Annotated in this window: 25 protein-coding genes; 15 read left to right on the forward strand and 10 right to left on the reverse strand. The window is 66.6% G+C overall.

The features are described from left to right. Positions 1-238 precede the first annotated feature (238 nt). The 7 genes from OVA28_RS00885 to OVA28_RS00915 all read right to left on the reverse strand — a co-directional run bounded on the left by OVA28_RS00885 (position 239) and on the right by OVA28_RS00915 (position 6,317). Positions 239-1,549 carry a fibronectin type III domain-containing protein gene (locus OVA28_RS00885; RefSeq protein WP_194662923.1) on the reverse strand — a complete coding sequence of 437 codons (1,311 nt, stop codon included), beginning with the start codon at positions 1,547-1,549 and terminating at the stop codon, positions 239-241. Positions 1,550-2,051: 502 nt separating this feature from the next. Next, positions 2,052-2,303, reverse strand: a complete 252-nt coding sequence (locus OVA28_RS00890; protein WP_194662921.1) for a hypothetical protein — start codon at positions 2,301-2,303, stop codon at positions 2,052-2,054. A 147-nt stretch (positions 2,304-2,450) separates the two neighbouring features. Next, the gene (locus OVA28_RS00895) at positions 2,451-3,425 is read right to left on the reverse strand and encodes a helix-turn-helix transcriptional regulator (RefSeq protein WP_268095403.1); all 975 of its coding nucleotides are present in this window, start codon (positions 3,423-3,425) and stop codon (positions 2,451-2,453) included. A gap of 188 nt (positions 3,426-3,613) precedes the next feature. After that, positions 3,614-3,775 carry a hypothetical protein gene (locus tag OVA28_RS00900; RefSeq protein WP_194662917.1) on the reverse strand — a complete coding sequence of 54 codons (162 nt, stop codon included), beginning with the start codon at positions 3,773-3,775 and terminating at the stop codon, positions 3,614-3,616. A gap of 385 nt (positions 3,776-4,160) precedes the next feature. Continuing rightward, entirely contained in the window at positions 4,161-4,448 is a 288-nt protein-coding gene (locus tag OVA28_RS00905) for a hypothetical protein (protein ID WP_194662914.1), read from the reverse strand. A 698-nt stretch (positions 4,449-5,146) separates the two neighbouring features. Next, entirely contained in the window at positions 5,147-5,749 is a 603-nt protein-coding gene (locus OVA28_RS00910; protein ID WP_194662912.1) for a recombinase family protein, read from the reverse strand. A 91-nt stretch (positions 5,750-5,840) separates the two neighbouring features. Continuing rightward, complete coding sequence (locus tag OVA28_RS00915) at positions 5,841-6,317, reverse strand: hypothetical protein (protein WP_194662911.1); 477 nt, start codon at positions 6,315-6,317, stop codon at positions 5,841-5,843. 611 nt (positions 6,318-6,928) lie between these two features. Here OVA28_RS00915 and OVA28_RS00920 point away from each other — a divergent pair. The 3 genes from OVA28_RS00920 (at position 6,929) to OVA28_RS00930 (ending at position 10,043) form a co-directional block, all read left to right on the forward strand. Further along, positions 6,929-7,888 carry a ParA family protein gene (locus tag OVA28_RS00920; protein WP_194662910.1) on the forward strand — a complete coding sequence of 320 codons (960 nt, stop codon included), beginning with the start codon at positions 6,929-6,931 and terminating at the stop codon, positions 7,886-7,888. A gap of 349 nt (positions 7,889-8,237) precedes the next feature. Beyond that, positions 8,238-8,702 (forward strand): hypothetical protein, encoded by a 465-nt coding sequence (locus OVA28_RS00925; protein WP_194662909.1) that lies wholly within the window; start codon positions 8,238-8,240, stop codon positions 8,700-8,702. Between the two features lie 201 nt (positions 8,703-8,903). Beyond that, the gene (locus OVA28_RS00930) at positions 8,904-10,043 is read left to right on the forward strand and encodes a replication protein RepA (protein WP_194662907.1); all 1,140 of its coding nucleotides are present in this window, start codon (positions 8,904-8,906) and stop codon (positions 10,041-10,043) included. 1,253 nt (positions 10,044-11,296) lie between these two features. Here the strand turns inward: OVA28_RS00930 and OVA28_RS00935 are convergent. Continuing rightward, positions 11,297-11,674 carry a hypothetical protein gene (locus OVA28_RS00935; protein ID WP_268095406.1) on the reverse strand — a complete coding sequence of 126 codons (378 nt, stop codon included), beginning with the start codon at positions 11,672-11,674 and terminating at the stop codon, positions 11,297-11,299. 53 nt (positions 11,675-11,727) lie between these two features. Then, positions 11,728-11,958 carry a hypothetical protein gene (locus OVA28_RS00940; RefSeq protein WP_194662902.1) on the reverse strand — a complete coding sequence of 77 codons (231 nt, stop codon included), beginning with the start codon at positions 11,956-11,958 and terminating at the stop codon, positions 11,728-11,730. A gap of 264 nt (positions 11,959-12,222) precedes the next feature. Between OVA28_RS00940 and OVA28_RS00945 the strand changes: the two genes are divergently transcribed. Then, positions 12,223-12,492 (forward strand): hypothetical protein, encoded by a 270-nt coding sequence (locus OVA28_RS00945; RefSeq protein ID WP_194662901.1) that lies wholly within the window; start codon positions 12,223-12,225, stop codon positions 12,490-12,492. A 264-nt stretch (positions 12,493-12,756) separates the two neighbouring features. On the opposite strand, the gene OVA28_RS00950 is transcribed toward OVA28_RS00945, so the two are convergent. After that, positions 12,757-13,011: a hypothetical protein gene (locus OVA28_RS00950; protein WP_268095407.1), complete on the reverse strand. Its 255-nt coding sequence runs from the start codon at positions 13,009-13,011 to the stop codon at positions 12,757-12,759. 422 nt (positions 13,012-13,433) lie between these two features. Between OVA28_RS00950 and OVA28_RS00955 the strand changes: the two genes are divergently transcribed. From OVA28_RS00955 to OVA28_RS01005, 11 genes are all read left to right on the forward strand, one after another. Beyond that, positions 13,434-14,099: a helix-turn-helix domain-containing protein gene (locus OVA28_RS00955; protein ID WP_194662898.1), complete on the forward strand. Its 666-nt coding sequence runs from the start codon at positions 13,434-13,436 to the stop codon at positions 14,097-14,099. A 45-nt stretch (positions 14,100-14,144) separates the two neighbouring features. Beyond that, a complete protein-coding gene (locus OVA28_RS00960; protein WP_194662897.1) occupies positions 14,145-14,657 on the forward strand; it encodes a hypothetical protein in 513 nt (170 codons plus the stop codon). Continuing rightward, positions 14,654-15,571, forward strand: coding sequence for a hypothetical protein (locus tag OVA28_RS00965; RefSeq protein ID WP_268095408.1), 918 nt, complete (start codon positions 14,654-14,656; stop codon positions 15,569-15,571). The genes OVA28_RS00960 and OVA28_RS00965 overlap by 4 nt, the downstream gene beginning before the upstream one ends. Next, positions 15,571-16,710, forward strand: a complete 1,140-nt coding sequence (locus OVA28_RS00970) for an alpha/beta hydrolase family protein (protein ID WP_194662895.1) — start codon at positions 15,571-15,573, stop codon at positions 16,708-16,710. Before OVA28_RS00965 ends, OVA28_RS00970 begins: the two co-directional genes overlap by 1 nt. 74 nt (positions 16,711-16,784) lie before the next feature. Further along, complete coding sequence (locus OVA28_RS00975; protein WP_268095410.1) at positions 16,785-17,570, forward strand: hypothetical protein; 786 nt, start codon at positions 16,785-16,787, stop codon at positions 17,568-17,570. Continuing rightward, entirely contained in the window at positions 17,567-17,920 is a 354-nt protein-coding gene (locus tag OVA28_RS00980; RefSeq protein WP_194662893.1) for a TrbC/VirB2 family protein, read from the forward strand. The genes OVA28_RS00975 and OVA28_RS00980 overlap by 4 nt, the downstream gene beginning before the upstream one ends. 25 nt (positions 17,921-17,945) lie before the next feature. Beyond that, entirely contained in the window at positions 17,946-18,716 is a 771-nt protein-coding gene (locus OVA28_RS00985; RefSeq protein ID WP_268095413.1) for a hypothetical protein, read from the forward strand. Further along, positions 18,709-20,052 carry a hypothetical protein gene (locus OVA28_RS00990; RefSeq protein WP_194662890.1) on the forward strand — a complete coding sequence of 448 codons (1,344 nt, stop codon included), beginning with the start codon at positions 18,709-18,711 and terminating at the stop codon, positions 20,050-20,052. Before OVA28_RS00985 ends, OVA28_RS00990 begins: the two co-directional genes overlap by 8 nt. Further along, positions 20,045-21,571 carry an SCO6880 family protein gene (locus OVA28_RS00995; RefSeq protein ID WP_268095414.1) on the forward strand — a complete coding sequence of 509 codons (1,527 nt, stop codon included), beginning with the start codon at positions 20,045-20,047 and terminating at the stop codon, positions 21,569-21,571. Before OVA28_RS00990 ends, OVA28_RS00995 begins: the two co-directional genes overlap by 8 nt. Continuing rightward, positions 21,571-21,780, forward strand: coding sequence for a hypothetical protein (locus OVA28_RS01000; RefSeq protein ID WP_268095415.1), 210 nt, complete (start codon positions 21,571-21,573; stop codon positions 21,778-21,780). The genes OVA28_RS00995 and OVA28_RS01000 overlap by 1 nt, the downstream gene beginning before the upstream one ends. 11 nt (positions 21,781-21,791) lie before the next feature. Beyond that, positions 21,792-23,294: an ATP-binding protein gene (locus OVA28_RS01005; protein WP_268095417.1), complete on the forward strand. Its 1,503-nt coding sequence runs from the start codon at positions 21,792-21,794 to the stop codon at positions 23,292-23,294. Positions 23,295-23,315: the final 21 nt, after the last annotated feature.

Consider the following 23,315-nt stretch of genomic DNA (forward strand, 5'->3'; position numbering starts at 1 on the left):
GAGGAGCGGGCGGGAAGCGGTGACGCGGCTACTCGACGCGAGGGGGCGTGAGCCCGCACTCAGCCGCAGCGCCGTCTGACTCCGACGATTTTGCGGGGCTCGGTCTGCGGCCCGAGGGCCGGTGCGTCGCACCGGCCCTCGTCTCCCACGACGTCGACGGAGGCATCTGCGTGGCGGTACACCCTCCGAGGTTTTCATCGACGTACCGCCCTGTGGTCATTCAGTCAGAGGCCGTGTCTCACATCACGGTGAGTCGCGTGAACTGTGCTGTCGAGAGCTGCTGCGCGGCGCCGCCGCCGGCAGGGATCCGCCACAGCCCGGTTGTCGCTCCGTCGGCGATGTTGACGTACACGTCCCCGTCCTCGGCTGCAGCACCCGGGAACGGGAACCGTGTTGTCAGTTGGACGCCGGACACTGGGACGGCTCGGGTCGTCTCGTCGGCATCACGGACGAGCATGTCGTGCGCTGCCCGGTCGATGTTGCATCCGGTCGGGGATCCCTCGGAGATCGCTGCGCACCACTGAGCAGAACGCAGCAGGAAAAAGGACGTGGAGTTCGCTGCGACCAGCTCGAACGCGAAACGGTCATCCACTGGCGTGGTCGTTGTCGCACCAGCGGGGAGTTCGTTCCAGGCTTGGTAGCCAGCCCCACCGCCGGAGGTGTCGGTGAAGTACAGGTCGCCCTGGGGTCCGACAATCAGCTGAGTGATTCGGTTGAACGGGGTCCCGTCCGCTGCCGGCGTGAGCGACCGAGTCGTGACGGACCCGCTCGGGGAGATCCTCGTGGCGGTGCGTGCGGTCGTCGTGCCCTCAAGTGTTGCCACGGTGCCGTCCCGCCCGAATGCGATGGCTCCTCGTGCCGGTGTCCCGGTCCCAGCGGCTGCTGGGCGGGCTGGCCCGCCCGTGACCGGGAGCTTCATCGGGATCGATGTCGTCGAGTCGATCCAGTACAGGTTCCCCGCGACGTCCGCGGAGAGCCCGCCACGGATGTGCAGCCCCGTAGCGATAGTCGTCACTGCCCCACCACCGACGGGGTACATCGTGATCGAGGTCAAGTCCGGCGTCGGGACAAACACGTCGCCGCGGTCATCGACCGCGTACCCGGCCCCATTCTGCGCGACCGTGGCCGCCAAGCCGGTTCCGCTCGACGGGAAGCGCACCACCGCTCCGGACGCGTCGAGCGCGTACAACGACTGCGTCGTCGGGTCGCTCGTAGCACCGGTTGCCGTGTACCGGACGGTCACCGCGGGTCCGGTGCCTCGGGAGCCGGTTGCCTGGACGGTGAAGGAGTAGGTGGTGCGTGCGGTCAAGGCGCCGAAGTGATCGGAAAGGGCGGAGGCCCGGAGCCGATCGACCCCTTGGTCCGGTTGCTGTTTAGCGGGAGTGATCCGCACCCTCCATCCCGTCACCTTCGCACCGGACGCCGGTGCCCGCCACGTGACGTCGGCGTCACCGCCGGTCCCGGTGACACGGACGGCAGTCGGCGCACCCGGCGTCGAAGAACGGTCAAGGGCCTGCGCGGGCAGGGCCCCTCCGACGGTGATCAGCACGGCAGCCACGGCTGCGGTGAGTACGGCTTTGTACACGGTGTCCCCTGCCCTCTCCGTGGCTCCTGCGCCTCGGCTGAGCACATGCTGACACTTCAGAACCGGGCACAGATCGCTCAAGACGCTGGATGCGGGATCGCGCAACCGCACATCTGGTTGAGCGTGACGGTGACGCCGTGCCGCTCACGCCACCCGAATCCACACCGACAATCGACTCCCTGTCCTCAAGCTCGACCCGAGTTCATGGTCCGACGACGGCCGGTGCGACTGGTGGCTCTTCCCGCAGCTGCGCCGGGTTCCTCAGGCGTCCGTTGCTGTGGTGCCTGTCAGGTCGAAGCGTGTGTCGGCGTGGATGGGTTTGCTGTGGCCGAAGCTTGCTGCGGCTGCGTGGAGGCGGGCGACGAATTCGTCGTTCTCCATCTCCAAAGCGCGGTGCTGAGGTGACCGACCTTGCACCGTTTCACGGACCCGCAACCCGTCATCTCGGCGGACGATGGCGGAGCGGTCAGGCGGCGCCGCGAAGGACGTGTTCTGCGTGGTCGGCGATCCGATCGCTGACCTCTGACGCGGCGTCGCTGTTCGACGCAACGAGGCGCTGCTGCATTGCGCGCATCAACCAGAGGACCGTGGCGTCGGCGTTCAGTGCTGCGTGCGCCTGGTCAGTGCAGTGCCTTGCATTCGCCCGCTCAGCGATTGCCTCGGAGCGGTGCCGATGAGCGTCAGCACGTCCGACGTCGAGAACTTCCTGCCAGTCCACCAGTGGTCTCCGATCGGCCTGCATCGCCGAGAGGGCGCGCACCAAGGATGCGCGTCTCACCGGACGTCCTCCACTACAACTGCGATCTCGCTCTTCAGCGACGGGCACCGCGGCGGCAGAGAAGGAGCGCGTGGAGCGCTGCGCTGGTTAGGTGTGCGGGAGGCGGAGTGTCTCGTGTGGGTACTCGCCGTACCGCGCCCGGTACGTCGAAGCGAACCTGCCGAAATGCGAGAACCCCCACCGGCGCGCGATCGTTGCGACGACTTCGTCGCGGGGCGCTGCTGCCTGGAGCTCGCTTCGCACCATCTCAAGGCGTACCTCGCGTACGTATGCCAGCGGAGTCGTTTGCACTTCGCGTCGAAACGCCTCCTGAAGACCACGCACGCTCAGGCCCGCCACGCGAGCGAGGTCGACGACAGTCAGCGGTTCCTTCGCATGGGCGTGCACGTAGCGGACAGCTGCAGCCACACGCCCATCTGCGCTGCTCCCTACCGGTGCCGGGGTCGCTTCACGCAGCGGGTAGAGCTGCAGCAGGGCACGAGCAACGTCCCGGCGAGCCGCAAGCCAGCTGACGGATTGCGGACCGTCGCTTCGGAACGCTTCGACCGCGCGGCGGAGCGACTGGTGCCACCTCCCAACATCGTGGGAGCTTGGCGCGACGCTGGTGTCGAAGATGAGCGCCCCGTCGACGGCGACGTCGTCTTCCGCTGCGACATCCAGAAGAAAGTCATGTCGCACGTGGATCAGACGCTGATCCCAGTCCTCGTACTCGATCCGGAACTGCCGACCAACCGGCAACACCGTCGGCGTCGCTGCCGACTGCGAAGGAATCCGATCTCCGCCGACGGTGACGCGGCCTCGTCCGTGTTCCAGCCAGTGCACGACGATGTCCTCGCCTGTTGACGCGGTACCACTGAGGAAGCCGTGCATCTGGAGCCGACGCAGACTTACCAGGTCATCACCGACGGCGACGTACTTGAACCAGAACTGCTCATCCACCGGCCGGCAGTACCAACCCACACCCGAATACAACGGCGCCAACTCGCGGACCGCCCCCTGAGGGTCGCGTCCCGACAGGGCGATCATCGGTTCAACGGGGCGCTGGCCCAGCAAGTCGTACACGCGTTCAGCATGCCGACCGATGGCGCAGTATGCGACTTCGCGGCGGTCTCGCGACGTATCCCGTATAGACCGTTCCCTGATCGTGAGAGCGGACACATTATGCCCAGTCCGTTCTCATCGCCCAAGCGCCCACACCACGAAGTCCGGCGGGTGCAGCAAGCGCTCGAGTATCGGGAGCAGCGCGCCGGTCAGCGTGTTTGCTGCTGCAGTGGGGTGATGTTGAGGTAGAAGTCCTCGTAGAGCCGCGGCTCGTCACCGAGGACCTCCCCGTGCTTGTGACGCTTGCGCATCTGCCGGAACGTGTCGATCCGGACTGGCTGGACGTTCGGCGCCGTCTCATACGCACTCATCGCGACTCCCACCTCTGCTGCACGTAGCTGCCGCTCGATTCGGAACGAACAGGGGTGACGCTACCCCCGAACGGGGCGCCGAGATGGGCCAGCTCCGCCAGAGGCCGCACCAGGTTGCGGGTTCTGGCTGTGCAGACGGGCGCCCGGACGCATCAGGCTATATCCGCATCGAGCATCGGCGCGTCACTGCGGTGCAGAAGAGGATGGTCGGTCCGTATTCGGGTCACGGACCGGCCCTCGCTCGGCGTGGACGAGGTGGCGCGGCTGAATCAGGGAACCGCGCGACATCACCGCCGTAAACAACACCTGTTATTCGGTGCGCATTCCCTCGACCCCGAGCAGGCGCTCGTAGGCTCCCGCACATGATCGGCGCACCACTACGGGGCTAGTGCCGGGTTCCGGTGCGCACGGCCTGGGCGCGAGCGGTGAGGTCATCGACGAAGTCCTGGTCCGATGGCTCAAGGACATCATCGGCGGCTTCCTCAGCCAAAACCGGGATCCCGGGACCGAGGATCAGCTCGACGCTCGTCTGCGTCCCGGCCAGGCTGACGGCGGGCACGGTGACGACGTCGGTGCGTGCACTCTGACCGAGCGCGGCCGCGTAGTGCAGGACAGCCGTTGCTGCCGCGCTGCTGGCGAGGATGGAAGTAAGTCCGTACACGAGGTGCTTCATGATCAATCCACTTCGGACCTGCGTCCTCAGCTGCGATGCGGCCGACGACTGGTCGCACCTGGTGAGGGTGCTGCTGGTCGTCAAGGTCGGAGCACCCGCGACCAGGTCAAGAGGGAAGCGATCGTGTGCAGAAAGGAGCACGTGATCAGGAAGACCCGTACAAGCCAAACGGTACGTCCCACTCGAGTCGACCTGTCCCGCGCCTGCGTATTCTGTACCGAATGAGCTCAGATACCGCGACTGCGGAGACTTCGCGTCGAGGTGTCGGATACGTCCGGACCAGTGCAGGTCTGGCAGTCGACGTGGCGCGAAGCGAAACCGCGGCGGGGCTCACCTGAGTCAGAGGGTGCAAGCAGGGTCGGTGCTCGTTCGGGTCGGGTACCGGCCCTGCCATTCAGACTTTCGTGCGCACCGGAGCGGGCCAAACGACAGATTGAAAGCTGTCACGGTCAGTGCCAAGCGGGGAACCTATGGTCCCTGGTGCGCAACCTACCAGGGGGACTCGAATGGACGGAAGCTCTGGTTCCCGGCGCACTGCCCTCATCCGCTTCACTTCCACCTGCCCCGATCCTTCGAGCACAGAGGAGCTGGCGCTCGATGCGAATTCGACCACACAGCAGTACCGGCACCCATCCCTGAGCGGATGAAACTGCCCGCCAGGCCGAGCTGCACCTGATCTAGCCGCCACAACGGCCGTACTAGCTGTCGAGGTCTCGTTTGATGCGCTGAACGGTGACGGCGTCGTTCTGTCGGGCGAGCGCCCGGTAGATGGTGGTTCTGCTGACGCCGAGAACGTCGCCGATCTGCGCCACGGTCATGTCCTGCTGCTCATACAGCCGACGCGCTGTCCGCACCTGGTCAACCGACAACCGCGGCGGTCGGCCCCCGGTTCGCCCACGCGCCCGAGCCGCAGCGAGCCCAGCGTTGGTCCGCTCCTTGATCAGGTCGCGTTCGAACTCCGCGAGGGCGGCGAACACGTGGAACACGAGTCGGCCTCCGGGTGAGGTGGTGTCGATCGTCTCCTGCAATGAGCGGAACCCGACACCCCGCTCCCCGAAAGCCTGCAGCTGGTCAATGAGGTGCCGAATCGACCGGCCAAGCCGATCAAGTCGCCACACCACAAGGGTGTCCCCCGGCCTGAGCTGATCAAGAAGCTTCGTGAGCTCCGGCCGGTGCTCGAGCGACCCGGACATCGTGTCGACCCACACGCGATAGCAGCCGGCGGCGCTCAAGGCGTCGAGCTGCAACGACGCATCCTGATCAGTCGTTGACACCCGCGCGTACCCAAGGAGATGACCCACGCTCGGACTGTATCGGAACTCGATCTCTGGTACTGGTATCGGCGCATAGTTTTCGACACTGAGTTCCGGCACAGGACGCGCCGCGTCGTTGTCAGCTCGATGCAGTGCTCAAACCCGTGTCCCAAAATCGGTCGTTTCCGAACAGGGAGAAGTCGATGAAGCGGTCGAGAGTGTCATCGCTGCCAGCTCGGCTGAACCGGCCTCCAAGGGGGACCTCCTCGCTGCGGTCAATCGGGGGTACTACTGCAACCTCGAGGATGCAACCGGACCCGATTCGGTCTCTGCGTCGCAGCACGAACTCGCGGTAGTTCAGCGTCTGCCGATGAGCGTCGTGAAGCGAGAACACGAAGTCTCTGCTGAACAGCCCTGTCAGAGCCAGTGCGCTTCGTTCGGCCGCGGCGGCTGCCGAGATCAGCTCGAATGCCGGGAACAGCTCGTGGATTCGCTCCACTTGCTCCCGGTCCCCCTCCAGCACGGCGTCTACGAGTGCGATGCCGATGCCAGTTCCGATTGCGGTGTCCGTCGTGATGATCCCCCGTTGCGCGGCCTCACTGATCTGGACCGGCACGTGGCACTATGCGGCGGAGGGACACATCGGTGGCCGTCTCAGGCGTTCTGGTAATCCTGGCGCCGCTGGCAGTCATGGCGTGCCTGGCAGTCCTGGCGAGTATGGCTTACGTTGCCCCAAACGTGTTCCAGTGAGGAAGGCCTTCCCAGAGGCGCTGTGCGCCCCCCTGCGGCACGACACCCCTGTTTGCTGGTTCGTACCCACGGAAGCCCTCGTTCGCCCGGTAGCGAGCGAAACGTGCTACCTGGCAGAGATGGCGGTCCTGGCTTACGCGCGACGCCCGGAAACTCGGCTAGCTCGGACCCTGGGAGACGGATGCCGGCCGTCTAGCTCTATGCCAGGTCCGCCAGTCGAACCGGCGGTGCCATATTTCCTGGCCTACGCCTAGCCATCTCATCTGGCGAAACCAGCAGTACTGGCTCGGCCAGCGGTTCTGGCTTACGCGTATGCCAGTCGACCTGGCGTCGCCAGATTACCTGGCCGCGGCATCTAAGCTAGTGTGAGCAGGACGTTGTTCGAAAGGCTCCCGCACGCATGTGGGGGAGCGTCATCCCCGTAAGCCATGTCCGCCAGGTTCGCCAGGCGCGCCAGGTCCGGGGGGAGGAGTCCTCGTGGCAGTGACCGTTGACCGCTCGTACTTGCAGCGAGTCGTCGCAGTGATCAACAACAAGGGCGGCGTGGGGAAGACGACGCTCGTGTCGAACATCGGCGGTCTCCTTGCCCGCAGCGGATGGCGTGTACTCATCGTCGACCTGGACCCGCAGGGGAACGTCGGCGACGACCTCGGCTACGTCGACACCGAGGGCGATGACAGCGGCGCCGGCCTGTCAAAGGCACTGTTGTTCGGCGACGACCCGCACCCGCTGATTGCCGTCCGCGAGAACCTCGACGTGATTCCGGGCGGTCAGCGCATCAACGACATCAGCGATGCGCTCGGGCAGAAGATGGGCAGGGGAGGGGACGAAACCCTCTACGCACGGCTCAGCCTCGCCCTGATGCTGGCGAAGGTGTCGGCGAACTACGACCTCATTCTGCTCGACTGCCCCCCAAACAACGACACCATTCAGTCCATCGCCGCCGCCGCGTCGCGGTACATGCTGATCCCGGGTCGCCCCGAGAAGGCGAGCAAGAAGGGTCTGAAGTTCACCGCCGAGCGACAAGACCGAGTGCTGGACCTCAACCCGGACCTCGACCTTCTCGGAGTCGTCATCTTCGACTCCAGCAAGAGCGCGTCCCGAGTACGAAGCGACTGGACCGAAGCCGTCGTCGCAGACCTCGGGGGAGAGGGCGCGGAAGGCATCGTCTTCGACAACTACATCCGCCACGCGGAGGGTGTCGCCAAGGCAGCACGGGACAAGGGGATGCTCGTCCACGAGCTCGACGAGTTCGTCCAGTCCGCGCCGAAGTGGTACGAGCGGCTCAAGAAGGGTGAGGCACCGGAAGTCGCCGGCCCGAAGTCTTCCGGGTCAGTGGCGGACAGTCTCGTCGCTGTGACGGAGGAGTTCATCAACCGTCTCATCGACAAGGAACAGTCCGAGGCGGCCGCTGCAGGGGAGGCAGAACGTGTCTGACAGCAAGCGCGTGCTCGCGGGGCCACCGCCGACACCTCGTCCAGTCGGCGCACAGGCGCAGCGGGAGACCCCGGCGCCGGCCAGCTCTCTGATCAGGAAGAATCGCGTCTCCGGCCCGCCACCCGCTCCGATTGGCGCTCCGACATCACCCGAGGTCGCTGCGGCGGCACAAGCGGTTACAGACGACGAGCAGCAGCAGCCGTCTGGGGGAGCTGCAAGGGCCACGGACGCCGAAGCGTCAGCGGTGGCGGCCAGCGACAGTGCACCGATCCAGCCTGAACGCGCTGTCGTCCCATCCGTCATTGACGCCTCGCCGCCGGACGTTCAAACTCCCGCAGCAGCGGCGCACGTGGACTCCAACCCCGTGCGTCCGCTGCCGGAACACGACACACTCGAGGCGCAGGGTTTCGCACCTTCCAGCGGGCCCGCCCCGAGCGTCCGATTCGAGGAGACGCGCACTGCTGCAGCGGCGCCGTCCTTCCGAAGCTCACCTGATGCGGCTCCGGCGGCCGAGATGGGGGATGGGACGGCTGCGCCGGCGCAGAAGCCTCGTCGCAACGCGGATCCGAAGGGGCAGAACCCTGACGACCTTTTGAAGGTGACCTTCGACGTTCGCCGGGAGGATCGTGACGCGTTCAACGCAGCGGTGAAGGCCGCGGTGCTCTTCGAGGGGCACAAGAACGCAGGCTCGTTCCTCGCGTACATCTACAACCGTGAGCGTGAACGTCTCGAGCAGGACTACAACCAGGGGCGACCGTTCGAACGACGGGACAAGCCGCTGCCGCGGGGCGGGTCCTTCCAGAAGCAGTCGTAGGCGCGAGTAGCCCCCCGGTCCCGCGCGAGTTGACCATCGAAACTGTCGGCGGATGCCTGTAGAACCGGGGACTGGGGCGCGAGTTGGTCACGGACGTGCGCGACAAGAGTCCCAACACGCCGGTGAGTCTCCCTGACGAGGGCCCTTCGCCACGGGATAGTGACGGCACGCCATTTCTGTCGAGGACCTGGGAGGTTCCGGATGACGAGCGACGCAGCGGCCGCCGGGGCCAGCGGTGATGACTGGTACGTCGAAGGCGACGAACCGAACACGGGGAGCTCGCTTGGCGACCTCGAGCCACGGGTTGAGGCGGCGATCCCGGCGAACTTCCCGAACATCTCGCACCCGTTGGACCTCCCCAAGGACCGCGTCCGACTGCTGAACTACCGGGACGCCCTCGACCGGAACAATGGCCAGCCGGAGGAGATCGCGTTCTCCGCTCGTGTGTGGGCACAGGTGTCGCTTCCATACAAGGACCCGGGGGAGGTGCCGTTCTGGGTCCGCCGGAACGGCGACATCACTCTGCGGGTGCAGCCAGCGGCGATCACTGTCGACGGCGTCGACCAGGTTGCGTACCCGTTCGGCATCCTCCCGCGGCATATCATGACGTGGATGGCGACCGAGGCAGTTAAGACGGGGAACCAGGAACTCATCCTCGGCGACACGATGCAGGAGTTCATGGAGAAGCTCCAGGTCGAAGTCGGCGGGAACAGCCGCAAGCGGCTCGCGAACCAGATGGACCGTGTGTTCGGCTCCCGTCTCAGCGTGGAAGGACTGGTCATCGGCGCTGACGGATCTGGCTACGGGCAGGCGAAGGAGTACTTCCCCATCGCCGAGAGCACGCAGCTGTGGTTCAACGCACGTGGCGAGATCAGCTCCCGGTCTCAGGAGCAACCGGGACTGTGGGACTCGAAGATCGTGCTGTCGAAGCGGTTCTTCGACTCCATCATCGAACGTCCCGTTCCGGTGGATCCCGGAGCCCTGCAGGTACTCGGTTCGAAGCCCTTAACGTTCGACATATACGTGTGGGTGTCGTACCGCCTCTACGACGTCCACTACCCGACACGGATCGGCTGGTCGGACTTGCACCGTCAGTTCGGTTCGCAGACGAAGCGACTCCGCGACTTCCGCAAAGCATTCGAGACGGCGATGCGCGACATCGCCATCATCATGCCCCCGCAGTTCCGGTACGAGCTCGAGCCGGACTATTTCGTGCTGTACCCGGGGCCGACACCTATCGAGCAGACCTCGAAGCGACGTACCGTCCGCACTCCGAGGTCACAGCGAAAGCTGCGCGCTGTCGAGCCGACCGACGAACATGACGCCGGCGCGGGGGAGTAGCCCCCGCCCCGACACAGCAACAGAACGAAGCCCAGCCGCGAACAGAATCCCGCGGCTGGGTTTCGTGATGTCAGGCGCGACCAGAGTCCCGTACTTTCGGCGCGGAGCAAGAGCTGCCCGAGTGCCACAGTCCAGGCAGCGACGAACGCCGGGAGCGGGGGACTCTTGTCGCGCATTGTGGAGCAGCACGTGGTTCCCCCTGGGATTCTTGTCGCGCATCAGGCAGGGACTCTTGTAGCGCCGAACCAGCTGAGACAGTTACTCTCCGCCGCGGTCGCGGCTACACGCCTATCTGGACCTTTCAGCGCGGACTCTTGTCGCGCACGCCCATGCGGGACTCTTGTCGCGCACGCCCATGCGGGACTCTTGTCGCGCATCCGTGCCAGCTGTCGGTGGAGACGGCTGCTGCTAGCCCTGGGCCGCGACAAGAATCCCTTGGGCAACATGCGGTCCTGTGCCGAGGATCTAAACCTGGGGACTCTTGTCGCGCAATCACGCCTGGCCAGCAACCTTCGGGAGTCGCGCTCAGCTGGCGCGACAAGAATCCCTCGTGAAACCTGCCATCCCAAGCGGGGGACTCTTGTCGCGGCCAGTCGCTCGGTTGTCAGCGGTCGGGTATCGAGCCCGCATAGCGCGACAAGAGTCCCTCAACGCGAACAGAAGCCCTCAAGATGACCGCGCGAATAGAGTCCCTCGAAGCTCTCGCTGCTGTGCGCCTGCCTGCGACGTCCAGCGTGCTCGACTCGTTCAGCGATACCCGGTGAGGGGTCATCGTCAGCGAGAACAGCCGCGTAGCGGCTCCCACAACCACCTGGCGGTCGCTCCCACCCTCGTTAGTGCGGGCCCTGCTCATCATCCCTGCTGCTCTGAACTCAGCCGTCTTGCGAGACGGTCCCGTCTCTGTACTTACGTTGATACGGACCGGTTCTACAGGTGATGTCTACAGGTGGGAACTACATGCAGGGTTATCCACAGGCCGGTGGATCGCTGACTGGGGGCGGATGGGAGGTGCTTTTCGACGGGTCCGGGCGCGACAAGAGTCCCCTCGATGCGCGAGCAGAGTCCCGTGAAGCCGCGAACAGAGTCCCGCGCGAGGGGCCTTGCACCCCCAAAAACCGTAGGGACTCTTGTCGCGCCCGAGAAACGGGCCCAGAACCTGTGGATAACTCGGTCAGCTGGCTGTTGCGGGGGACTCTTGTCGCGCCCCCGATCCGGGCTTGGTTGGCTTTACCTGGGACGGGGGCGGAGGGACTCTACTCGCGGATGCGCGGATGCGCGGATGCGCGGATGCGCGGATGCGCGGATCCGCGCATCCGCGGGTTGAAGGGGTGTCTGGGCGACAGACCATTAGCGGGCGTGCGTCGCTTGTGCTTCGTCTTCACTTTCGGGGGTACCGTCTGCGCCTTCGATGCGTGGTGCGGCACCGAGGTCAGGGAGGGGACACGTCGCCTCACGGCGAAGGTCTTATCCGTGTTCCCGAAGCCGGTTTCGACGACGTCGACGGTGGAGTGCTTCCGGGCGTCGCGGAGGAACGCACGGCGCTCATCGCCGTCGGGGCCTCGAAGGTCGGCCTCTGTGAAGACCACGGGGTCCGTGCCGACGACGCCGGCGAGACGCAGGTGGGGTTGCACGTCCGGGTCGATGATGAGTCGCGGGGAGTGGTTGTCGTGTGCATGTCGCCCCTCTATGCGCGGGAAGCGTCGAGCCGATGCTCGAACTCCCACGCGGCGACGTCGTCCCGCCACTGCTCAAGAGCGTCGCGGCAGTAAGCGAGGTCACGCAGCCACTCGAAGGCGCCCCACGCAATCAGGCCCAGCGGCCCTACCGACATCGTGAGAAAGCCGCCGACGCCGTAGCCGACGAAGACGAACAGGGCGGCGTTGAGCGCGAGCCAGACGAGACCGACCGGCGTCACGATGCCGTCGAGTAGACGCAGGCGCCGCGGTCGCCGTTCGCCGCCGCGACCGGGGGAGTGGTTGGCTCACACTGCGGCTTCGAGAGATCAACAGGTGCGTCAGAGTTCAAATCGCTCACGACTACGCCTATGCGATCGGAACGGGGTCGGGGGTAGCCAGGCCGGCAGAAACGCCCTGTGTTGGGCCGGGGAGGGCCGGCACAGGGCGTTTGGGCGAGAGGTGGGGGAGAGCTGAGAAACGTGCTCCCTACGCTCCTACCTTGGGTGGACTCCCACCAGTCGACCTCCTCGAGGACGCTCTCCGACGTCATCGGGAACGTACAGCTGCTGACGGGATACCGCGAGCAGCAGTGGATACCGTCGGAGCCGAAACCGACCCGGTTCGACGAAATGCTCAAAGACGAGTTCGACGACGCCATGGAGGACTTCGACCGGCGCATGGCCGAAGCGCTTGCCCGGTCCGCAGAGGTCCTCGCTGACGCGCAACGCACCTCGGACGAAATGTACGGGCTGATGCACCCGACGGCGGGCTAGGCCTGGTCGAGCCCGTCTGCTGCGACGACCTTCGGCGACCGCTCACCGTCGAAGAGGACGTACCGAAGTCCCGACGGCAGAGTCTGGCGGTTTTCGTCTGGCACGACGACGCCGTAGTGCCCGATGAGATGCTTGGACCTTGCCGCGGTTGTACTGCACGCGGTCGTGGGCATTGGGTGTGAAGTTCGTCTGGGTCATCGGTTCTCCTGAGGTGGGCTCGAGGAGGGAATGAGCGGACAAGCTGTCAATGCTGCCGCTCACACGTCAGTCCTCGACGGTCCCTTGCTCAAGCTCGGCACGCACCGCTGCACGGACATCCCTGTCAGCCTTCCACAGAGCAGCCACGACGGGTGGGCCGACAGTGAGCGCCACTTCGCAGCCCATCGCGAAGCCCCAACCAGCAAGGGCCAGCCTCGCCGCGGACCATTCAGCCTTCCGAAGCACGGCGTCCGCGCCGGCTTCACCGGGGCCGCCGTTCGCCTTCGTGCCACCGGCGATAGACGCCCGCATGGCCTTCATCTTCGGCTCCCCGTAGATCTCAGGAATGGGGCGGCCGGTACCGGCTGTTGCTCGGCTGGCCGCAGCCCACTCCGCGTCCTGTGCACCCCGATAGGCACCCACCGGACTGGTCCGGTGGGCTCTCGGCCTGATACCAGCCAGAAAGCGCGAGAGTGGTCCCCGTGCCGACCGATCGTTCCACGCTGACCGCGGATCCAACCCAACCCAGCGCTGCCGAGCAACCCGTGAGAGCACGAGGCGGACGAGCGTGGGTCTGGGTGATCTTCGCCGGGGCGGTGGCGGTTGGAGTCATCAACGTGGTTGCCATCGCTCTGGCAAGGTAGGCGGTGGAGCAATGGGCACGGTTGCAAATTAGCAACCCTGCTGTACCTTTGCAAGAAGCGTACTGAACCGTCGCCTGCTAGCGTTTTTGAGTGGACCCAATGAGCGAATCCTCCGCACAAGCTCTGCACGGAGCGCTTGCAGCTGAGCTGCGCGCTGCGCAGGGCGTCGCGCACGTGAACGTGCGTGCGTGGGCCGAGCGGTCGGAGATCACGCACGACACCATCTACCGCGTCCTCAACGGCAAACGACCGGTCACCGTAGTGGAATTGGTCAATCTCTGCCGGGCGATCGGGGATGACCCGCTCGAACTGGTGGCCCGTGCAGCAAAGCGCGCTGGGCTTGATCTGGGCGACGGCGCCGACGAGATTGTCCGTTCTGACCGCGCCCGGCTCGCGCTCGAAGCGTCCGGGCTCTGGGACAACCAGGACGCGGCGTACACGAAGGCGCGGTCGGCGCTGAGCAAGACCGGCCACCTGCTGTCACTTCGAGAGTGGCGTGCGTTCGTCGACGGTGCTGGATCGCACTCGTTGGTGATCGCTCTGGCTGACTTCCTCGAGGTGCCGGCGGACTACCTCCTGGGAAAGACGCCGGAAGACGAAGCGCAGCGGATCGACGCACAGCTTGGCCTCGCCCGATCGATGCGATCGCTTGGGGTGACGAAGATCGCCGCGCGCTCGCTCGACGAACTAGAACCCGAGGAGATGGCCACGGTGGAGTCCGCCATCCGTGCGCTGATCGACAAAGAAGAGGGTCCCCGATCCTAGGGAAGTGAGTGCTCACCGAAGGGGGAGCACTGGACGGGAGACATCATGCGAGGACGTCGCCAGGGGCAGGCCGCTCACGAACCTGTCGCGGCGATCGCCGCTGCGCTCGTCTGGAGGACGCCGCTGCCCGACATGGCGGAGTTCGAGGACCTGTGCAGCGCAGTGTCGGCGCTCTACGGGCGCCGGCTGGTCTTCGACGAGATCAAGGACGCCTCGCTCCGCGCAACCACTGGGATCCTGTTCGAGGCGGAGACATTCACCGGGATTCTCGTGCCGGCGGACGACAGCAACTACTACAGCTTCTTGAGTCGGACGCATGAGCTCTGCCATCTGATCGTGCGGAGTGCGCCCGATGACTGGTTCCCGCCGGGTACCGCGCGGCCGCATCAGCCGGCGCCCGACTCGCGTCTGTTCCTTCGCCTCTGTCCCCGGAACAGCTCCGAGTCGAACGACGCTGAGTCAGTGCGAGAAGAGCTGATCGTCGAGGAGATGGCGCGCATGTTCACCCGCAGGCTCTCGGCCTACGCCGACACGACGGAAGAGGAGCACTTCGGGTGATCCAGAGCGCATGTCTTCTGATCCTCATTGTCGCCGTCGCGTTCCGTGCTCGGAGGTCGTACCGGAAGCCCGCATGGTGGGCGACCGTGTTCGGCATGGTGTCGCTGGCGACCTACGGCGTGATCGCGGCCCCTCCCGCAGTCCTCGACGGGCTGCTGGGCGACCGGAACCTCCTCACGCTCGTACGCGATGCTTCCGCCGTTGCGGCGATGTGGTCGTTCCACAACGCCGTTGCGGCCGAGCGAGGTTTCGAACGTCGGCGGCTGCCGTGGGGGTCGGTCGTCGCCGCCATCATCGCCTTCACGATTCCGTTCCTGCTCATCGCTGACCCAGGGCATACCTCCCCGCGGTTCGTGCTCGATCGCCTCGATCAGCCAGCCGTGTGGCTGTTCGCGACCCTCTACACAGCGGTCATGGGGATCATCACCGCGCTCACCATCCGAATGCTGGCGGAGCGCCGCACAATGCCGACAATGTTCTGGGTGACGGGGCTATCCCTGATGCTCGTCAGCGACGTCGTCGAAGTGCTCTACCTCCTCCTCGCACACTTCGGACCAGTCTCAGCGGCGTTCCGAGAGCACTACTACTACGTCGCCGAGGTGCCCTTCTTCTCGGGCATCTTCATCGCCGTCGCCGGGTTCATCTGGATCCTCGGCGCACGCACGTTCTGGTGGGCCGCCGCCCGCTGGACCGTCAGCGTCGACGCCCGCGGCCACGGCCCCGACTACCGAGCGAACCGCGTTGCCCTGGCGACAGCGCGCCGCTGGTCCAACCGGCAGCTCGCGTTCGACTCCGCCGCCAACATCCGCGACCGCGTCAAGGTCGGCCTGCAAGAGCTCTCCACCGCCGAACGAATCACGTTCGCGGTCGTTGAACACACGCTGTCCAACAAGCTCGGAGAGGTCACCCCCTGATGCTCGCGCTCATCATCGTGGCCATCGCAGTGGTCGTGCTCGCCGCCGCCTACTGCGCCGCCATGCTCCTGCTCGCGCGCGCCGTGGTGTTCCCACAGCGCGCCCGGCCCGCCAAGATCTTCCACGTCAGCCCCAGCGGGGACGTAGAGCTCACCAGCAACCCGCTGACGCGTTTCGGCGGGATCATCGGGCTCCTCTACGACGACGAGACAAAGCTGGCCGTGCTCACTTCCGCCGTCGACGAGGAAGACGCGGACGGCACCGTGGTGCGTCACCTCGCGGAGCCTGCAGCGCTAGAGGCGGGCACCGACGGGCGAGCGGCGGGGAACGTGTTCACTCCGACGAACGTCACAACGACGCCGCCAGCAAGCGTCGAGATCCACACGGACCACGCTTCCCAGCCCGCGTGGCTGTACGCCGGCACCGGCGCCGCGTCATCCACGTGGGTCATCCACGTGCACGGGATGCTCGCCGGTCGCGACTCAGCGCTACGGAGCGTCCAAGCAGTAGCCGGGGCCGGATACACGTCGCTGGTAATCTCCTACCGAGGCGACCGCGAGGCTGCCGGCGAGACACGCGAACCCTCAGCACTCGGACAAGCAGAGTGGCAGGACCTCGACGCAGCAATCGCGTACGCCAGGTCGCAGGGTGCAGCACGCATCGTCGTCGTCGGTTGGTCGCTCGGCGCAACGGTGGCCCTCGAGGAGACAACACGTGGTCTGCAGGGCGCCTCGATCGACGCGTTGGTGCTCGTTTCGCCCGTCGTGAGCTGGGCACGCACCATCCACTACGGGATGGCCCGTCAACACGTCCCGCGGTGGCTCGCGTCGTCAGCCATCGCCCTGCTGTCATCACGGCTCGGTGCGCGCGTGCTGGGCCTGCCACTGACGCTGAGCCTGACGGAGGCGCTACCGACGGTGTCTATCCCCACCTTGGTCATCCACTCGACGGGTGACCTGACCACGCCGTTCGCAGCATCTGAGGCATTCGCCGCTAGCTCGGACCGCGTCGTTCTTGAACAGTTCCCGGCAAGCCCGCACGCGATGGAATGGAACGCAGCACCGAAGCTTTTCGCCGCCCACGTCGACGACTGGATCGTTGCGAATCTGCGACAAAGTGATGCCGAGGATGTTAAGTAACCTGGACTAAGGCCAGCTCGTTGCGATGATCTTGCAAATCTGCAACACTCATGGACATGAGTGGAGCAGAGGAGATGCGTTCGAGCCAGGGCTCGCCCGATGCTCCGCGCGCGTGCCTGGTCTGCGGCAGCCAGAAGCTCGGCCCTCGGTTCTGCACCGAGTGCGGCACCCAGCTCGTCCCGCCGGTCATCGTCACGCACGCGGTCGGCCCGATGTGGGCAGTAAACGGCCACGTCCTCACCGTGGCGACGGGGGAGGACCTCCGCCGAACGATCCTTGATACCGCCGCCGGCATCGCTCAAGCGGCCGCACCGGTTCGCGTGGTCATCACGGATGGGGCGCGAGTGACCAGGGTCGTTCTACGGCTCGATGGCAGCTCGGTGGCCGAGGGCGACGACGCTGCGGCCTGGGCAGGCCCGGGCGTACAGCCAGTGACCCCGACACGGTCGCGGCCGCCGCTGGTCGGCGTGCACGCCGGCGCCGGTGCCAGCACATGGGCCCTCCTGCTCGACCTCCCGGAGGTGCAGCTCACTGATGAGCCCACCGGTCCGGTCGTGCTCGTCTGCCGCTCGACACCCGCCGGCATCAACGCGACCAAGGCCGCGATCCACGCGCTCGGCACAGGCGCCGTTGACGCCGTTCTGGTCGTTGCCGATGCACCCGGCAAGCCCGTCCCGGCCGCGGCACGCGAACAACGCGTGCTTGCCGGCGCCGTACCGGTCGTGTCGGTGCCGTGGCTTCCCCGCCTCCGGGCGGTGGCAGAAATCTCCCCTGCATTGGCCGGGCAGCTCGCCCGACCCGCGCAACGGGTCACCAAGGCGCTCCTGGGGGCGCAGTCAAACAAGGAGAAGGCCGAATGATCAGCAACGCCATCTACGCCGTCGTAGCCAAGTCACCCAAGCTCGTCGACGCCAGCAGCCGTGCAGGCATGGTCGTCGCACAGGCGTACTGCCTGCCGGGTAAGGCGCAGGACGCCCTCGACACCGCCACCCTCTGGACCCGCATCGTCGCGATCGCGCTCGGGATCATCGCGCTCATCATCCTCGGCATCGGCATGTTCTTCTCCGGCAAGCGCCACGATGGCGGGGAGACCCTCAAGGGTCTCGGCTGGTGGATCGGCGGTGCAGCCCTGATCGGCGCCGCCGCGGGGGTGGCTTCGATCTTCCTCGGGTCGGTGTCGGCAAACTGCAAGCAGATCCCCGGCGCGTAACCGACACCAACTCCGGGAGGCCGTCATGGCACAACGCAACCGCAACAACAAGGGCATCGGCGACACCGTCAGGCGCGGCTGGAACTCCAAGCCCGCCGCAGTGGGCGCGATCATCGTCCTCGCTCTCGTGGTGATCGTCGTCCTGCTCGCCATTGTCCTCGGCGTGTTCGCTCCAGTGAAGAACGGCGGAGCGGCTGCACCCACGGCAGCGAACAACGCACCGACCGCTGCACCTACTGGAGCGTGCGACGTCCCAACGACGGGTGCGGCCGCTTCCGCGGTGCCTTCCGATCTCCGGTGGCACGCCGGCCGTGGCGGCATCACATGGCCGGTATCGGGCGCGGTCGGTCCGACCAAGAAGGTCGACGGCTTCCCCACATGCTTCGCGCGCACCGAGTCCGGGGCTGCTCTCGCGGCAACCACGGCGTACCTGGGGCAGTACGACACGGGTCACAGCGTGAAGGAGCTCTTGAACTTCTACATCGAGGACGGGCCCGGCAAGGCGGATGCTGTCGACAGCACGGTGAAGGCGCAGACGGCGCCTGAGGACCTGCGGTCGCAGGGCATCAGCGTCGCCGGGTACTCGGTGGAGTCGTTCGCGAAGAACCGCGCGGTGGTGGACGTCGTCTTGACACAGCCGTCGAGCTCGACGGGGTACTTCGCGGTCCCGCTGACGATGACCTGGACCCACGACGACTGGAAGATGACCGTTCTCGATAACGGCGCGCTCTACTCCGGCAACCCACTCACCCCCTCCGAAGGGGACTTCACCGCCTGGGGAGGCTCAGATGGCTAACGGCGTCGGTGACACGGTCTGTCACCTCGTAATCGGGTGCGATGCGGCCAAGAGCGCGGTCGGAGACGCCGTGGGGGCCGCGGCCTCCAGTGGCTTCAAGCAGGCTGCGGACACGATGTTCTCGGCCTACGACGACATCATGAAGCAGTTCCTGACGAGCTGGACCGGCTCCGGGTTCCTGGTGTCGCTCGACAACAAGGCGACTCAGTGGTTCCAGGACACGTCCCTGCCGATCACGATCGCGCTGCTCACCCTCGGCCTCATCGTCGCCGGTGCCCGGGTGATGTACTCGCGGCGCGGGGAGCCATTCCAGGAGGTCATGGGCGCACTCGGTCGCGCAGTCGCGGTCATCACACTTGGAACCGCGGCGATCCAGATTTTCGTGTGGGGCGGTGACGCCTACGCGCAGTGGATCCTCAAGGCATCCGGGATCAGCGCGACCGGCGGGTACACGGCCGCAGGCTTCGCCGCAGCTTCCCCCGGGCTGGCGCTGATCTTCGGCCTACTCGGCGTGATCGCCGTCGGCCTGCAGTGGGTCATCATGTTCGTCCGACAGGCGTTGATGCTGCTACTCAACGCGTTCTGGCAGATCTCGGCCTCCTACGCCCTCCTCAAGCGGGGTGAGCAGGCGTTCGAGAAGATCACCGCCTGGATCATCGCGTTCATCATCTACACGCCGCTTGCGGCGTCGATCTACGCGTTCGCGTGGCGGCTCAAGGACGGGCAGGACGGCGTCGGCGGTGTCCTCTACGGGCTGATGCTCATCGTCCTCGCCGTTGTGGCGCTGCCGGCGATCATGCGACTCCTCATCCCCGCATCCGGGACCCTCGGGGGCGCGATCGGCGGGGCGATGGCGCTGGGTGTCGGCGCTGCAGCGCTGCAGGCCGGTGTCGCGGTCGGCGCGGCGGTCGCCACCGGTGGGGCCTCTGCCGGCGCGGGAGCTGGCGCAGGCACCGCGGCGACGACATCGACGACGAGCACCAGCGTTGCCGAGGGCGGCGAAATGGCCTCCGCGGGTGGACAGGCCGGCGGTTTCGGATCGGACAGCACACCGACCGCCGGTGGCAGTAACGGCGACGCGTCCAGCTCCGGCAGCTCGGGCAGCGATGGCGCCGCAGGCATGGTCGGCGGGGAATCAGCGTCGGGTGCTGGCGGCAGTGACGGGTCGAGCGACGGCGGTAGCGGTAGCGGTAGCGGGACGCCTGCCGCGGGCGGGGCATCGGATTCCGGCTCTGGACCGGCGTCGGGCAGCCGCGCGGGATGGGCTGCGGCCGGAGCTGCGGCGGACAGCTCTGAGGGTGCAGCGAACACAGCGGAAGGAATGATCGGTGAGTGACGCAACAGCAGGAAAGCGGGTCCGGTTCGGCAACTGGTTGCCGACCACGAAGGGCACCCTCGGCGGGCTGACGCTCATCGGTTGGGCGATGCTCCTGACCGGCGTGATGGTCATGGTCGTCTGCCTCGTCGTCGGCTGGTGGCTCGCGGGCATCCTCGCCGTCCTCGCCGGCGTCGTCGGCAACGCCCTGTTCATCGTCCGGTGGGGCGACCCGACAGCCGGTCGCACGGTCGCGGCCCGCGTCTGGGACCGGTCCGTGGACCGCAAGCGCCAGCGCGCGGGAACGAATCACTACCGCACCGGGCTCTTCACCGAGCTGCCGGACGACGCGCTGACGGCGCTACCCGGGATGCTCTCCGACCTCGAGGAGATCACGGGCGTCGACGGTGAGGGTGAGGAGTACGTGCTCCTGCACCACCGGAAGGACTCCCGGAACCCGCTGCTTGCCGCGACGTTCACCTGCCACCCCGACGGCACCGCACTGCTGCCGCAGGACCGCATCAACGCGCAGGTGTCCGAGTTCGGCGGGTGGATCGCGTCCCTGTCACGGGACACCGCGATCGAGGGCGCCGTGATCGTGGTCGACTCCGCCCAGGAATCCGTCGACCCCCTGATCGCAAAGATTGACGGCGAAGTCTCGCCGCATGCCCCCGCGGCCGCGCAGCGTCAGCTCCGCGAGGGCGCACGGGCCCTGCCGCCGGCCTACGCGGACGTCGAGGTGTTCACCTCTGTGGTGTGGAGCGTCCACGAGCTCGCCGAGAACGTCAACGAGGCCGCAGCTGACATTGCGGCGAAACTGCCGAACCACCGGGCGCTCCTCGCGGGCGCCGGCGCCGGGAGTCCCGCGGTGGCCACCAGCCAGGACCTCGCCCGTGCCGTACGCGTCGCGTACCAGCCGGAGCGATCGCGGGAGTTCGGCTCCGACGACCTCGCGGGGCTGCCGTTCCGGATGAAGGTCACCCAGGCGGGCCCCGACGAGTTCCACGACGACCAGCGGCGAATCTGCTACCACGACGGGGTCGCGTCGATGACGGCGATGATGGTCGCCCCGCCGCAGATGCACATCACCGAGGACTTCCTCGAGGTGCTGTTCCGGCCCAACGGGAAGTTCCTCCGCAAGCGCACCGCCGTGTTCTATCGGCCGCTCAGCCCGGGGGCTGCGATCAAGGCGGCGAAGAAGCTCGGTGCGAACGCCCGCCGCAACTCCACCACCGCCACCGGGCAGGACGACGAGATGGCGAAGTACCGGCGGCAGCTCGCGAAGAAGACGGAGCTGGAACTGATGACCGGCGCGTCGATGACGGCGTTCGCGATCGAGGTCACGGTCACGTTCGAGCCGTCCAAGCGCGGGATCCGGAACGCGACCACGGAGCTGAAGAACATCCTCGACGGCACCGGCATCGCGTACCGGTTCGTGGAGACCGACGCCGCCGCCGGCTTCCACTCCACCCTCCCGCTCGGTGTCCTGCCGTGGGCGTACGCGACAGCGATCCAGGGCGTCACGGATCGGACCGACTGATGCGGCTGCAGGACGTCGGCACCGTCGAGACCGTCGTGCCGAAGAGCGACGACCTCGCGGACGCCCGGAAGGGCAAGCTCGCCGACCGGCTCCACGAGCTCGAGGCCGCCACGAGCCAGGGCTTCGTCCTGGTCCACACCGTCGTCCTCGAGGGCGAGCAGTACGCCACCTTCGTCGACACCCTCATCCAAGACAGGAGCGCAGCCTGATGGCGGAAAGTATGACCAAGCGGCTCACCCGCACCCCGTCGGGGTTCTTCGCCCCGAACGGCGGCGGGTGGGAGCAGATGCCGCAGCCGCCGCGGTGGTACGCCACCAGCGTGCAGGTGTGTGGGATCTACCCGTTCGGTGCCGGCACCGGCCGCCCGATCGACGGATCCCCGCTCGGCGAAGACATGATGACCCACACCGCGGTGTGCACCGACCATGACGCCCTCTACCGGGCCAACATCATTTCCTCGCCCTCGGCCTTCCTGTTCGGCCTGAACGGCAACGGGAAGTCCAGCACGGCGCAGACGCTCATCGGCGGGCAGGTCGGCCGCGGGCTCACGCCGGCGATCTTCGACCCGATCAAGGGCGAACACGTGCCGTGGATCCAGGAGCTCGGCGGAACCGTGTTGTCCATCGGCCCGCAGGCCCGCCACCAACTGAACCTCCTCTCGCCCGGACCCCTCGGCTACGCCGCCCGCCGCATCGGGGGGAAGGTGGGCGCCGAGCTGCTGCAGCTCGCACGGGCGAAGTCGATCGACCTGGTGAAACTGTGCGTGAAGATCAGCCGCGGCAGCCGCGAACCACTCAGCGACATCGAGGAAACCGCCGTCGAGGCAATCGTCGACACGATCCTGAACCACGTCGGCCCGAACGAGACCGCGGTCACCGCGGACCTGGTGCGCGCGTTCGCGGAAGTGTCTCCCCTCATGCTCGAGCGGACCGGCCTGTCCACGCCGGAGGCGTTTCACACACGGTTCGCGCGGCTCGGGGAGTCGCTGCGATCGCTGATGACCGGGCAGATGGGGCAAATGCTTTCCGGCACGAACTCGATCGAGTTCGAACCGGGCAACCCGGGCGGGTTCTGCTTCGACACGTCCTCGATCGGGCAGGGGAACACGAAGCTGCTCTCCGCGGCGATGCTGTCGACCTGGTCGCTCGGCATGGACGCAATCGACGCGCACTGGGAGCTCGCGCAGTACGAACTCGCGAAGGAAGCCGAGGCGTACGCCAACGGCGACCGCCACCAAGCGCAGGTCACGTGGGGCGGCTACACGTCGCTGATGGATGAGTTCTGGTACCCGATCCGCGCCTGCGAGGGCATGGTGGACCTCGTCGACGGCCTCTCCCGCACCAACCGCAGCGTCGGCGCCGCGGAGCTCAAGGTGTCGCACTCCCCGAAGGACCTGCTGTCGCTGCCGAACGCGGACGACCGGGAGAAGGCCAAGGGGTTCATCGAACGCTCCGGGCTGCTGATGCTGATGGCGCTCAGCCGCGACGACCTCAACGAACTGAGCAAGGTCCGGTCGCTGACGCCGAAGGAGATCGACCTCGTCGCGAAGTTCAACTCGTCCAAGACGTGGCGGTCCCCGCGCCGGCAGAAGGGCACCAAGGGTGCCCCTCCCGGCGCGGGGAAGGTGCTGCTGAAGATCTCCGAGCGCGTCGGGATCCCCGTGCAGATGCTCCGCACCCAGACCCAGATGGCCCTCCACGACACCGACGAGCGCTACCAGTGACGACGAACCCAGAGACGACAA

Origin of the sequence: Curtobacterium sp. SL109, from assembly GCF_026672405.1 — a bacterium.
Classification (GTDB): Bacteria; Actinomycetota; Actinomycetes; order Actinomycetales; family Microbacteriaceae; genus Curtobacterium.